Genomic DNA, 12,849 nt, shown 5'->3' with positions numbered 1-12,849 from the left:
CACATGGAAAAAGTTTTTATCAAAGCACTTCCCGTGCTCCGCATCTTAATCGAAGCAGGCCATCAGGCTTATTTTGTCGGAGGCGCAGTTCGTGACAGCTATATGAAACGAACGATCGGAGATGTCGATATCGCGACAGATGCGGCACCTGATCAAGTAGAACGGCTGTTTCAGCGGACTGTTGATGTAGGCAAAGAGCACGGGACCATTATTGTGCTCTGGGAGGATGAAACCTATGAAGTCACGACATTCCGGACTGAATCTGATTATGTTGATTTCAGAAGACCGTCAGAAGTGCAATTTATCTCATCATTAGAAGAGGATCTAAAACGCAGAGATTTAACGATCAATGCGATGGCCATGACAGCGGATGGGAAGGTGCTTGATTATTTTGGCGGCAAGAAAGATATTGATCAGAAAGTGATTCGAACCGTTGGAAAGCCTGAGGATAGATTTCAAGAGGATGCGCTTCGTATGCTGAGAGCCGTACGCTTTATGAGCCAGCTTGGCTTTACGCTTTCACCGGAAACAGAAGAAGCCATTGCGAAAGAAAAATCACTCCTCTCCCATGTTTCAGTCGAACGAAAAACTATAGAGTTCGAGAAATTGCTGCAGGGAAGAGCTTCTCGCCAGGCGCTTCAAACACTCATTCAAACGAGATTGTATGAAGAGCTTCCTGGTATTTATCATAAACGAGAAAACCTGATTTCAACGAGTGAGTTTCCATTCTTCTCTTTAACATCCCGTGAGGAACTTTGGGCTGCTCTTTTAATTAACCTTGACATAGTCTTGAAAGACGCGCCCCTTTTCCTGAAAGCCTGGAAGCTCCCGGGAAAAGTGATCAAGGAAGCCATTCACATTGCTGATACGTTTGGCCAGAGCCTTGACGTAATGACAATGTACAGAGCTGGGGAAAAAGCACTGCTCTCTGCGGCCAAAATATCGCAGCTTCGGCAAAACGAAAAACTGGATGAAAAGAAACTGAAGGACATTCAGTACGCTTATCAAAACCTGCCGATCAAAAGCCTTAAGGATCTTGATATCACGGGTAAGGACTTGCTTGCGCTTCGAAACCGGCCGGCTGGAAAATGGGTGTCGGAAGAATTACAGCGGATCGAGCAGGCTGTTGTGACAGGGAAGCTCTCCAATCAAAAGAAACACATAGAGGAGTGGCTGAAGACATGCGGTCAACATTAAGAAAAGACCTTATTGAATTATTTTCTCAGGCCGGCAATGAATTTATTTCCGGCCAAAAAATCAGTGATGCTCTCGGCTGTTCAAGAACTGCTGTGTGGAAGCATATTGAAGAGCTTCGGAAAGAGGGTTATGAAGTAGAAGCCGTTAGAAGAAAAGGATATCGGCTCATCAAAAAACCCGGAAAACTCAGTGAAAGCGAAATTCGTTTTGGATTAAAAACGGAAGTGATGGGCCAGCATCTTATTTACCATGACGTTCTTTCAAGCACGCAAAAAACGGCTCATGAGCTCGCGAATAATAACGCACCGGAAGGCACCCTTGTGGTGGCTGACAAACAAACAGCCGGAAGGGGCCGAATGTCTAGGGTATGGCATTCTCAAGAAGGAAACGGTGTTTGGATGAGCCTGATTTTGCGGCCTGACATTCCGCTCCAAAAAACACCGCAGCTGACTCTGCTTGCTGCAGTAGCTGTTGTGCAGGGAATAGAAGAGGCAGCAGGCATCCAAACGGATATTAAATGGCCAAATGATATTTTGATTAACGGAAAAAAAACAGTCGGTATCCTAACGGAAATGCAGGCTGAAGAAGACCGCGTACGTTCAGTGATCATTGGGATCGGCATTAACGTTAACCAGCAGCCTAATGATTTTCCAGATGAATTGAAGGACATCGCGACAAGCCTCAGCCAAGCTGCTGGGGAAAAAATTGATCGGGCCGGCGTCATCCAGCATATTTTACTATGCTTTGAGAAACGGTACCGGGATTATATGACGCACGGATTTACGCCGATTAAGCTTTTATGGGAAAGCTATGCGCTCGGTATTGGCACTAATATGAGAGCCAGAACGTTAAACGGAACCTTTTACGGTAAGGCGTTAGGTATAGATGATGAAGGCGTTCTGCTTTTAGAAACGAACGAAGGCATTAAAAAAATCTATTCTGCCGATATCGAATTGGGCTAATGTGTTGGTACAAGCCCGTTGATTTTGGTATACTTCCATTGGGCAGTATCGCCTGCGAACTGCACCTATTATTAAAATAGATAGACATTGCAGCAGTCTGCCTTGATCCAAAAAAGGACTGGGACAGAGGGATGAAACTCGCCGAACTTTAGAAAGTGAAGAATCCTTCTCGTTGTAACGGAAGGTTTTTTGGCTTGCAGAAGAAAACGGCAGATCATCTCCTCTAAACATGAGGAGGAGAAAACATGAAAACAAAACTGGATTTTCTAAAAATGAAGGAGTCTGAAGAACCGATTGTCATGCTGACCGCTTATGATTATCCGGCAGCTAAACTTGCTGAACAAGCGGGAGTTGACATGATTTTAGTCGGTGATTCACTTGGAATGGTCGTCCTCGGCCTTGATTCAACTGTCGGTGTGACAGTTGCGGACATGATCCATCATACAAAAGCCGTTAAAAGGGGTGCGCCGAATACCTTTATTGTGACAGATATGCCGTTTATGTCTTATCACCTGTCTAAGGAAGATACGCTGAAAAATGCAGCGGCTATCGTTCAGGAAAGCGGAGCTGACGCACTGAAGCTTGAGGGCGGAGAAGGCGTGTTTGAATCCATTCGCGCATTAACGCTTGGAGGCATTCCAGTAGTCAGTCACTTAGGTTTGACACCGCAGTCAGTCGGCGTACTGGGCGGCTATAAAGTACAGGGCAAAGACGAACAAAGCGCCAAAAAATTAATAGAAGACAGTATAAAATGCGAAGAAGCAGGAGCTATGATGCTTGTGCTGGAATGTGTGCCGGCAGAACTCACAGCCAAAATTGCCGAGACGCTAAGCATACCGGTCATTGGAATCGGGGCTGGTGTGAAAGCAGACGGACAAGTTCTCGTTTATCATGATATTATCGGCCACGGTGTTGAGAGAACACCTAAATTTGTAAAGCAATATACGCGCATTGATGAAACCATCGAAACAGCAATCAGCGGATATGTTCAGGATGTAAGACATCGTGCTTTCCCTGAACAAAAGCATTCCTTTCAAATGAACCAGACAGTGCTGGACGGCTTGTACGGGGGAAAATAAGATGAGACAGATTACTGATATTTCACAGCTGAAAGAAGCCATAAAACAATACCATTCAGAGGGCAAGTCAATCGGATTTGTTCCGACGATGGGGTTTCTGCATGAGGGGCATCTAACCTTAGCAGACAAAGCAAGACAAGAAAACGACGCCATTATTATGAGTATTTTTGTGAATCCTGCACAATTCGGCCCTAATGAAGATTTTGAAGCATATCCGCGCGATATTGAGCGGGATGCAGCTCTTGCAGAAAACGCCGGAGTCGATATTTTATTTACGCCAGATGCTCATGATATGTATCCCGGTGAAAAGAATGTCACGATTCATGTAGAAAGACGCACAGACGTGTTATGCGGGCGCTCAAGAGAAGGACATTTTGACGGGGTCGCGATCGTACTGACGAAGCTTTTCAATCTAGTCAAGCCGACTCGTGCCTATTTCGGTTTAAAAGATGCGCAGCAGGTAGCTGTTGTTGATGGGTTAATCAGTGACTTCTTCATGGATATTGAATTGGTTCCTGTCGATACGGTCAGAGAGGAAGACGGCTTAGCCAAAAGCTCTCGCAATGTATACTTAACAGCTGAGGAAAGAAAAGAAGCGCCTAAGCTGTATCGGGCCCTTCAAACAAGTGCGGAACTGATCCAAGCCGGTGAAAGAGATCCTGAAGCGGTGATAAAAGCTGCAAAAGAAATCATTGAAACGACTAGCGGAACCATAGACTATGTAGAGCTTTATTCCTATCCGGAACTCGAGCCTGTGAATGAAATTGCTGGAAAGATGATTCTCGCTGTTGCAGTTGCTTTTTCAAAAGCGCGTTTAATAGATAATATCATTATTGATATTCGAGAAATGGAGAGAATATAATATGTATCGAACAATGATGAGCGGCAAACTTCACAGGGCAACTGTTACGGAAGCAAACCTGAACTATGTGGGAAGCATTACAATTGATGAAGATCTCATTGATGCTGTGGGAATGCTTCCTAATGAAAAAGTACAAATTGTGAATAATAATAATGGAGCACGTCTTGAAACGTATATTATTCCTGGTAAACGGGGAAGCGGTGTCATATGCTTAAACGGTGCAGCCGCACGCCTTGTGCAGGAAGGAGATAAGGTCATTATTATTTCTTACAAAATGATGTCTGATCAAGAAGCGGCAAGCCACGAGCCGAAAGTGGCTGTTCTGAATGATCAAAACAAAATTGAACAAATGCTGGGAAACGAACCAGCCCGTACAATTTTGTAGAAGAAAAGCCCCCTTTATCGGGGGTTTTCTTTTAAGATTTTGAGAGTAAAACGGTTTTGCCGCTCCATTTCCGTACAAAACGTGTTACACTTTTGTCGTATGCAAGAATTGAGGTGTCCATTTTAATGAATAAGCAACGGTTCGTTGTTATAGATGTAGAGACAACAGGGAATTCGCCGAAGAAAGGCGATAAAATCATACAAATCGCAGCGGTTGTAATCGAAAATGGACAAATTACTGAGCGGTTTTCAAAATACATTAATCCAAATAAATCAATCCCTGCTTTTATTGAGCAGCTTACTGGAATCTCTAATCAAATGGTCGAGAATGAACAGCCATTTGAAGCAGTTGCTGAAGAAGTATTCCAATTGCTTGACGGCGCTTATTTTGTCGCCCACAATATCCATTTTGACCTTGGATTTGTCAAGTATGAGTTACATAAGGCGGGCTTTCAGCTCCCAGATTGTGAAGTGCTTGATACTGTCGAGCTCTCACGCATTGTTTTTCCGGGATTTGAAGGGTATAAGCTGACGGAATTAAGCGAGGAGCTTCAGCTGCGGCATGATCAGCCGCACCGGGCTGACAGCGATGCTGAAGTGACAGGGCTTATTTTTTTGGAAATCCTTGAAAAGCTGCGGCAGCTTCCTTATCCGACATTAAAGCAGTTAAGAAGGCTTTCGCAGCATTTCATCAGTGATCTGACGCATTTGTTGGATATGTTCATTAATGAAAACAGACATACCGAGATACCGGGCTATACGCGCTTTTCTTCGTTTTCTGTCAGAGAACCTGAAGCTATCGATGTTCGTATAAATGAGGACGAGAACTTCTCATTTGAGATCGAAAGCTGGGAAGCGGGAAATGAAAAAGCGCTGTCAGAGTTAATGCCTGGGTATGAAAAAAGAGACGGCCAAATGATGATGATGAGAGAGGTGGCTGATGCGTTTGCCAATCGTGAGCATGCGCTGATTGAAGCTCCTCCAGGCATCGGAAAAACGATTGGCTATCTGATTCCGGCTGCGCTTTTTGCCAAGAAATCAAAAAAGCCGGTCATAATCAGCACGTATTCGACGCTTTTACAGCAGCAGATTCTCACAAAGGATTTGCCGATTGTCCAAGATCTGTTTCCATTTCCGGTAACAGCGGCGATTTTAAAAGGGCAATCGCATTATTTATGCCTGTATAAATTTGAGCAGGTGCTTCATGAAGAAGATGATAATTATGATGCCGTACTGACAAAGGCACAGCTTCTCGTTTGGCTGACAGAGACAAATACAGGAGATGTAGCGGAACTGAATTTGCCTTCAGGCGGAAAATTGCTGTGGGACAGATTGGCTTATGACGATGACTCCTATAAAAGAAGTCGCAGTGAGCATGTGATCGGTTTTTACGAGCGGGCCAAACAGATTGCTATGCGTTCCGATTTGGTGATCACCAATCATTCTCTTTTGCTGACCGATGAAGGCAGCCAGAAAAAAAGGCTTCCCGAAAGCGGCACATTTATTATTGATGAAGCACACCATTTTGAACGTGCGGCAAGCGAACATTTAGGGAAAAGAGCCACGTACATAGAATTGCATACGAAATTGAGCAGAATCGGCACTCTGAAGGAGCAGGGACTTCTAAAAAAGATGAGACAGCTATTCCAGCGAAACAGCCTGCCGGTTGATTCATTTTTCGAATTGGAAGAGTGGCTTCAGCACGTTCAAGCAGAAAGTGATGCTTTCTTCAGCTCTGTACATTCTTTTGTCAAACGAAGAAAACCTAAAGAAGACTTAAACCGTCTAGTGTTTAAGGTGAACAAAGAAAGCCAGGATAAAAGCTGGTCGATCTTAACAGATGGTGCGGAGAGGCTTTGTTCCATGCTGACACATTTGCAGCAGCTTTTTGAGGCGCAGTCATCCCTGATGGAAAAACATTTGAAGGGTATGAAGAGCAAAACCGTCTTTTTAGCCGATGAATACCAAAGAAGCATGAAAGGCTTGCAGCATTACTGTCAGACGTTGCAGAAGCTCTTCTTTGGGTCTGATGACGATGAAGCGGTTTGGATTGAAATAGATGCAAAGGGTGCGAAAAATGCAGTGGCCATTTACGCACAGCCTCTTGAACCTGGTGAACTTCTGGCTGATCAGTTTTTCGCGCGCAAAAATAGTGTGGTGCTGACATCTGCAACTCTTACAGTCGAAGGTTCTTTTCAATTTATGATTGAACGACTGGGACTGAGTGACTTTTTCCCGCGGACAATGAGAATTGAGTCACCCTTTTCTTACGATGAGCGTATGCAGGTGATGATTCCAAAAGAAATGAAATCAATTCAGGATACAGGGCAACCTGAATTTATACAGGATACAGCCCGTTATATCGAACTGATGGCAAAGGAAAAACAGCCTAAAATCCTTGTGCTGTTTACATCCCATGATATGCTGAAAAAGGTTCACCAGGAGCTTAAGCATAACATGAGTGCTTCCGGCATTCAGCTCTTGGCACAAGGGATTACAGGCGGAAGTCCCGGCAAGCTGATGAAGACTTTTAAAACATCCAATCAGGCGATCCTGCTCGGAACAAATCATTTTTGGGAAGGCGTTGATTTCCCTGGTGATGAGCTGACGACAGTAATGATCGTGAGGCTCCCATTCCGGTCCCCTGATCACCCGCTTCATGCTGCAAAATGTGAGCTTGCCCGCAAAAAAGGAAAGAATCCGTTTCAAACAGTGTCATTACCGGAAGCTGTGCTGACCTTCAGGCAAGGAATCGGACGCTTGCTGCGTTCTGCGGGAGACAAGGGAACGATTATTATATTGGACAGACGGATTAAAACCGCTGGTTACGGCCGGCTGTTTCTTGATGCCTTGCCGACAACCTCAGTATCCGAAATGACTGACAGCGAGCTTGAAGCTTATGTTGCAGGGAGAAAAGAATAAAAGCCGCATAAAGCGGCTTTTGCGGTGTGGGAGTAGGATGGTGTTTTATTTAAAAGCGGATTTCCCGCTCTGTGATACTAGTATGGCGTGTCCTGAAATGGAGTATGACTAACAATATTTGTTCAAACTGGAGGATGAAAAAATGGAAAGTAAAATCGAAATTCTTTCAACAATTAATGTAGAGCATTCTGATGATCTGTATAAAATTGTGGACACATTGAATCGTACACTGAAAAGAGAAAATCTGATGTTCGGCCTTGCGCTGGATGAAGAAAACAAAAACCAAGCCGTTTTTACCATTTATCGTACGTAGGTGAGAAGATGAGAAAAAAAGCATTAATATTTACCGTCATTTTTGGTATTATTTTTTTAGCAGTACTTCTTGTCTCGGCAAGCATTTATAAATCAGCCATGGCACAAAAGGAAGAGGGGCACGAAGCAGCAGCTGCTGAAGCTAAAAAAGAAACCGATCTCGCCGATGTTGATCAAGTCGAAACATTTGTCGGAAAAGAAAAATATTATGTTGTAAAGGGAACGGATAAAAAAGGCACTGCATTATATGTCTGGGTTCCTGCTGATAAAAAAGCAAAAATTCTCTCAAAAGAAGCGAAAGAGGGAATCTCTGAAGACAAAGCGGCGAAAATCATAAAGGATGAAGGGCTGGTTTCAAAGCAAAAAGAGGTTCATCTGGCAAGAGAAGGAAACGTCCTGCTTTGGGAAGTGACGTACTTAGACAAAGAAGGGCAATACAGTTTAAGTTATGTGGACTTTACAACTGGAAAGATTCTCAAAAATATCACGCCTTAAGACGAATTAGGGGGAGTTCAAGTTGAAACTGGCAAAAAGAGTATCCGCATTAACACCATCAACCACACTGGCAATCACAGCGAAAGCGAAAGAACTGAAAGCCGCAGGCCATGATGTCATCGGCTTAGGAGCAGGCGAACCTGACTTCAATACACCGCAGCATATTATTGATGCCGCTGTGCGTTCGATGAACGAGGGCCATACGAAATACACGCCTTCCGGTGGTTTGGCTGAACTGAAAAACAGCATTGCAGAGAAATTTAAACGCGACCAGAATATTGAATACAAACCGTCTCAAATTATTGTCTGCACTGGTGCCAAACATGCTCTGTATACCCTTTTCCAAGTGATTTTGGATGAAGAAGATGAAGTTATTATTCCAACGCCTTACTGGGTAAGCTACCCGGAGCAGGTGAAACTCGCTGGCGGAAAGCCTGTTTATGTAGAAGGGCTTGAGGAAAATCACTTCAAAATTTCGCCTGAGCAGCTGAAAAATGCAATTACGGAAAAAACAAAAGCAATCGTTATTAACTCTCCAAGCAACCCGACTGGTGTCATGTATACGGAAGAAGAACTATCTGCACTCGGTGAAGTGTGCCTTGAACATGATATCTTGATTGTGTCAGATGAAATTTATGAAAAACTTACATACGGCGGAAAGAAACATGTTTCCATTGCACAGCTGTCAGACAGACTGAAAGAGCAAACGGTCATTATAAACGGCGTATCGAAGTCCCACAGCATGACAGGCTGGAGAATCGGTTATGCGGCAGGCTCTGAAGACATTATTAAAGCGATGACGAACCTTGCAAGCCACAGCACGTCAAACCCGACATCAATCGCACAATACGGAGCGATTGCTGCTTATAACGGGCCTTCTGAGCCATTGGAAGAAATGAGAGAAGCATTTGAACATAGATTAAATACGATCTATGCAAAGCTCATAGAAATCCCAGGGTTCAGCTGTGTGAAGCCGGAAGGTGCTTTTTACTTGTTCCCAAATGCAAAAGAGGCAGCTCAATCTTGCGGTTTCAAAGATGTAGATGAATTTGTTAAAGCGCTTCTCGAGGAGGAAAAAGTTGCGATTGTTCCAGGATCCGGATTTGGCTCTCCTGAGAATGTCCGTCTTTCTTATGCAACATCGTTAGATCTTCTTGAAGAAGCCATTGAAAGAATCAAGCGTTTTGTAGAAAAACATAGCTAACAGATCAAAAAGCGGCTGACAGAAAAGCCGCTTTTTATCTGCATTGACCCGGTTAGTTAAGAGCGGGTATAATAAAGTGATGATAAAAGAGTTCGCGGGGCAATGAGCTTCCGAATGTCTTTCTTGTTTTGGAGGGAAATATGTTGAAAACAACAATCAACCAAGTGTACAAGCACGTAGGTGAGGAAGTAACGATCGGAGCTTGGGTCGCTAATAAGCGTTCAAGCGGGAAAATTGCGTTTTTACAGCTTCGGGACGGTACCGGTTTTATTCAGGGTGTCGTAGTAAAAGCGGAAGTGGAAGAAAGCATTTTCCAAACAGCTAAATCAGTGACGCAGGAAACGTCGCTCTATATAAAAGGGATTGTCAAAGAGGACGAGCGTTCTCCGCTTGGATATGAACTTGCTGTGACAGATATTGAAGTCATTCACGAAGCGACCGATTATCCAATTACACCAAAAGAACACGGAACGGAATTTTTGATGGATCACAGACATTTATGGCTGCGTTCAAAGCGCCAGCATGCGATCATGAAAATCCGTAATGAAATCATTCGCGCGACTTACGAATTCTTTAATAACGAAGGCTTCGTAAAAGTGGATCCGCCGATTTTGACTGGAAGCGCACCTGAAGGAACAACAGAACTCTTTGCGACAAAGTACTTTGATGAAGATGCATATCTGTCTCAAAGCGGACAGCTCTACATGGAAGCTGCGGCAATGGCTTTAGGAAAAGTATTCTCTTTCGGACCGACATTCAGAGCGGAAAAGTCTAAAACAAAGCGTCACTTAATCGAATTCTGGATGATCGAACCGGAAATGGCGTTTGTAGAATTTGAAGAAAACCTTCAAGTACAGGAAAATTACGTTTCTTTCATCGTGCAATCAGTTCTTAAAAATTGCAAAATTGAACTAAACACATTGGGAAGAGACACGTCAAAACTTGAGCAAATCAAAGCCCCGTTCCCAAGAATTACGTATGATGAAGCGATTGAATTTCTGAAAGAAAAAGGCTTTGACGATATCGAGTGGGGAGATGATTTCGGAGCGCCTCATGAAACAGCGATTGCTGAACATTATGACAAACCGGTATTCATCACTCGCTATCCGACGTCCTTAAAACCGTTCTATATGCAGCCGGCTTCTGACCGTGAGGACGTTGTGCTTTGCGCTGACTTGATTGCGCCGGAAGGCTATGGAGAAATCATCGGCGGGTCTGAACGGATTCACGATATGGAACTTTTGGAATCGCGTCTTAAAGAACATGGACTGGATTCTGACGCTTATAAATGGTATGCTGAACTTAGAAAATATGGATCAGTTCCTCATTCCGGCTTCGGCCTTGGATTAGAGCGGACAGTAGCTTGGATCAGCGGAGCGCCTCACGTTCGTGAAACGATTCCGTTCCCAAGACTGTTAAACCGTCTGTATCCGTAATACATTCAAATGAAACAAAAAAGAGTCTCCTGCAAGGGAGACTTTTTACAGTAAAGGGGCAATCACAATCCTTTACAGTAAGAGGTGTGACGATGAAAAAACAGCAATTTATTGATATGCAGGAGCAGGGAACATCAACCATCCCCAATCTTCTGCTCACGCATTATAAACAGCTTGGGCTTAATGAAACAGAACTTATTCTGCTGTTAAAAATTAAAATGCATTTAGAAAAAGGATCATATTTTCCTACACCGAATCAGCTGCAGGAAGGTATGTCAATTTCTGTTGAAGAATGCACAAACAGATTGCGGATGTTTATTCAAAAAGGCTTTCTGTTTATTGAAGAATGCGAGGATCAAAACGGCATCAAATTTGAGAAATATTCTCTTCAGCCTTTATGGGGGAAACTGTACGAGTATATTCAGCTTGCACAGAATCAAACAAAGGAAAGAAAAGCAGAAGGGGAACAAAAAAGCCTTTATACCATTTTTGAGGAAGAGTTCGCAAGGCCGTTATCGCCTTTGGAGTGTGAAACGCTGGCGATCTGGCAGGACCAGGATCAGCATGACGCACAACTGATCAAACACGCGTTAAAAGAGGCTGTACTATCAGGAAAACTCAGTTTCCGCTACATTGACCGGATTTTGTTTGAATGGAAGAAAAACGGGCTTAAAACTGTGGAGCAGGCGAAAATACACAGCCAAAAATTCCGGCGTGTACAAGCAAAGCAAAATGAACCGCAAAAAGAGTATAAAAGGCAGGTTCCTTTTTACAATTGGCTTGAACAATAAAGTGAAAAGGTGACAATCGTGTTAAATCTAAAACAAATTGAATTCTGTTTAGACAAGATAGGTGACATGTTTCCTCATGCGGAGTGTGAACTGGTTCATTCCAATCCTTTTGAATTAGTGGTGGCTGTTGCTTTATCTGCGCAATGTACAGATGCACTTGTAAACAGAGTGACCAAAACATTATTCCAAAAATATAAACGGCCGGAAGACTATTTGGCTGTTCCGCTGGAAGAGCTTCAGCAGGATATTAAATCAATCGGTTTATATCGTAATAAAGCGAAAAATATTCAAAAGCTGAGTAAAATGATTATTGAAGATTACGGCGGAGAAGTGCCGAGAGACCGCGATGAGCTTGTCAAACTGCCAGGGGTCGGGAGAAAGACTGCAAACGTAGTGGTATCCGTTGCGTTTGGCGTGCCGGCCATTGCCGTAGATACCCATGTGGAGAGAGTCAGCAAACGATTGGGCATTTGCCGGTGGAAGGACTCGGTTCTGGAAGTTGAAAAGACGCTGATGCGCAAGGTTCCCAAAGAAGACTGGTCCGTTACGCATCACCGGCTTATTTTCTTCGGCAGATATCACTGTAAAGCCCAATCTCCGCGCTGTGCGGAGTGTCCGCTGCTTTCTTTGTGCAGAGAAGGGCAGAAGAGGGATAAAAAAGGACTGGTGAAACGATGACGCAAGCAAAAGAAGTGTTGGCTTCCTATGAGCAATACTTGCGCAGTCTTGGCCAGAAGAGTTCCTCGGATATGAAGAAAACCTTGCAGACCAATCCCGTGTATTTTGATTTCTGCACGGAATTACAAGGCGATTTGCCATGGGAGGACAGCGGGAAATACGTTCCGCTTTTATTTGAAGTGTGGGATGACATCAAAGCATCACTTCTCCCAGTCTTTCAAACACGAAAATCGAGATGTGACCAAAACGAAATGTTAAAGGGCATTGTGTGTTTGCTGGCTTCGTTACATTGGACAGCAGGTGAGCCGGTGAAATCGCTCGATTGGCAAGAACTGAGGGAGAAATCATATCCCGCAAAGCCGATTAATTGGGCTGAACGAGTGGAATTTATTCTTCTTAAGCCGACCCAATACCATTGCTTTATTCAGCTTGATGAGCTGTTTACAGAAATGAAAAAGCATTTTTACAAATATCATGCGATGAATCGATAAAACCTCCTGTTAAAACGGGAGGTTTTTTATTGTGTA

The 12,849-nt window shown here is 43.7% G+C and carries 13 protein-coding genes; all 13 read left to right on the top strand.

What is annotated here, in order from left to right; translation table 11 throughout:
- Positions 1–3: 3 nt before the first annotated feature.
- The 13 genes from bslm_RS10730 to bslm_RS10675 all read left to right on the top strand — a co-directional run bounded on the left by bslm_RS10730 (position 4) and on the right by bslm_RS10675 (position 12,813).
- The gene (locus tag bslm_RS10730; protein ID WP_046381145.1) at positions 4–1,197 is read left to right on the top strand and encodes a CCA tRNA nucleotidyltransferase; all 1,194 of its coding nucleotides are present in this window, start codon (positions 4–6) and stop codon (positions 1,195–1,197) included.
- Positions 1,182–2,159 carry a bifunctional biotin--[acetyl-CoA-carboxylase] synthetase/biotin operon repressor gene (locus tag bslm_RS10725; protein ID WP_003230650.1) on the top strand — a complete coding sequence of 326 codons (978 nt, stop codon included), beginning with the start codon at positions 1,182–1,184 and terminating at the stop codon, positions 2,157–2,159. Before bslm_RS10730 ends, bslm_RS10725 begins: the two co-directional genes overlap by 16 nt.
- A 245-nt stretch (positions 2,160–2,404) precedes the next feature.
- Positions 2,405–3,238: a 3-methyl-2-oxobutanoate hydroxymethyltransferase gene (gene panB, locus bslm_RS10720; RefSeq protein ID WP_003230652.1), complete on the top strand. Its 834-nt coding sequence runs from the start codon at positions 2,405–2,407 to the stop codon at positions 3,236–3,238.
- 1 nt (position 3,239) lies between these two features.
- Positions 3,240–4,100 (top strand): pantoate--beta-alanine ligase, encoded by an 861-nt coding sequence (panC, locus tag bslm_RS10715; RefSeq protein ID WP_046381144.1) that lies wholly within the window; start codon positions 3,240–3,242, stop codon positions 4,098–4,100.
- A gap of 1 nt (position 4,101) precedes the next feature.
- Positions 4,102–4,485, top strand: a complete 384-nt coding sequence (gene panD, locus bslm_RS10710; protein ID WP_003225586.1) for an aspartate 1-decarboxylase — start codon at positions 4,102–4,104, stop codon at positions 4,483–4,485.
- Between the two features lie 125 nt (positions 4,486–4,610).
- Positions 4,611–7,406 (top strand): ATP-dependent DNA helicase DinG, encoded by a 2,796-nt coding sequence (dinG, locus tag bslm_RS10705; protein WP_046381143.1) that lies wholly within the window; start codon positions 4,611–4,613, stop codon positions 7,404–7,406.
- A 142-nt stretch (positions 7,407–7,548) separates the two neighbouring features.
- The gene (locus bslm_RS20765; RefSeq protein WP_015251828.1) at positions 7,549–7,719 is read left to right on the top strand and encodes a YpmA family protein; all 171 of its coding nucleotides are present in this window, start codon (positions 7,549–7,551) and stop codon (positions 7,717–7,719) included.
- Between the two features lie 8 nt (positions 7,720–7,727).
- The gene (gene tseB, locus bslm_RS10700; protein WP_046381142.1) at positions 7,728–8,213 is read left to right on the top strand and encodes a cell wall elongation/penicillin-binding protein regulator TseB; all 486 of its coding nucleotides are present in this window, start codon (positions 7,728–7,730) and stop codon (positions 8,211–8,213) included.
- A 22-nt stretch (positions 8,214–8,235) separates the two neighbouring features.
- Positions 8,236–9,417, top strand: a complete 1,182-nt coding sequence (gene aspB, locus bslm_RS10695; RefSeq protein WP_004398489.1) for an aspartate transaminase AspB — start codon at positions 8,236–8,238, stop codon at positions 9,415–9,417.
- 143 nt (positions 9,418–9,560) lie between these two features.
- Positions 9,561–10,853, top strand: a complete 1,293-nt coding sequence (gene asnS / locus bslm_RS10690; RefSeq protein WP_004398777.1) for an asparagine--tRNA ligase — start codon at positions 9,561–9,563, stop codon at positions 10,851–10,853.
- Between the two features lie 92 nt (positions 10,854–10,945).
- Positions 10,946–11,644: a DNA replication protein DnaD gene (gene dnaD, locus bslm_RS10685; protein ID WP_029726781.1), complete on the top strand. Its 699-nt coding sequence runs from the start codon at positions 10,946–10,948 to the stop codon at positions 11,642–11,644.
- 18 nt (positions 11,645–11,662) lie between these two features.
- Positions 11,663–12,322 carry an endonuclease III gene (gene nth / locus bslm_RS10680; protein ID WP_009967580.1) on the top strand — a complete coding sequence of 220 codons (660 nt, stop codon included), beginning with the start codon at positions 11,663–11,665 and terminating at the stop codon, positions 12,320–12,322.
- On the top strand, positions 12,319–12,813 hold the full coding sequence (locus bslm_RS10675) for a YpoC family protein (RefSeq protein WP_029726783.1): 495 nt from the start codon (positions 12,319–12,321) through the stop codon (positions 12,811–12,813). The genes nth and bslm_RS10675 overlap by 4 nt, the downstream gene beginning before the upstream one ends.
- Positions 12,814–12,849 lie beyond the last annotated feature (36 nt).

Source organism: Bacillus sp. LM 4-2, from assembly GCF_000978495.1.
Classification (GTDB): Bacteria; Bacillota; Bacilli; order Bacillales; family Bacillaceae; genus Bacillus; species Bacillus subtilis.
Note: the sequence above shows the minus strand (reverse complement) of the source record. Positions and strands in the feature narration are given on the sequence as shown.

Coding starts and splice junctions, on each gene's coding strand:
- bslm_RS10730 (WP_046381145.1), top strand. CDS start 4: ATGGAAAAAGTTTTTATCAAAGCACTTCCCGTGCTCCGCATCTTAATC.
- bslm_RS10725 (WP_003230650.1), top strand. CDS start 1,182: ATGCGGTCAACATTAAGAAAAGACCTTATTGAATTATTTTCTCAGGCC.
- panB (WP_003230652.1), top strand. CDS start 2,405: ATGAAAACAAAACTGGATTTTCTAAAAATGAAGGAGTCTGAAGAACCG.
- panC (WP_046381144.1), top strand. CDS start 3,240: ATGAGACAGATTACTGATATTTCACAGCTGAAAGAAGCCATAAAACAA.
- panD (WP_003225586.1), top strand. CDS start 4,102: ATGTATCGAACAATGATGAGCGGCAAACTTCACAGGGCAACTGTTACG.
- dinG (WP_046381143.1), top strand. CDS start 4,611: ATGAATAAGCAACGGTTCGTTGTTATAGATGTAGAGACAACAGGGAAT.
- bslm_RS20765 (WP_015251828.1), top strand. CDS start 7,549: ATGGAAAGTAAAATCGAAATTCTTTCAACAATTAATGTAGAGCATTCT.
- tseB (WP_046381142.1), top strand. CDS start 7,728: ATGAGAAAAAAAGCATTAATATTTACCGTCATTTTTGGTATTATTTTT.
- dnaD (WP_029726781.1), top strand. CDS start 10,946: ATGAAAAAACAGCAATTTATTGATATGCAGGAGCAGGGAACATCAACC.
- bslm_RS10675 (WP_029726783.1), top strand. CDS start 12,319: ATGACGCAAGCAAAAGAAGTGTTGGCTTCCTATGAGCAATACTTGCGC.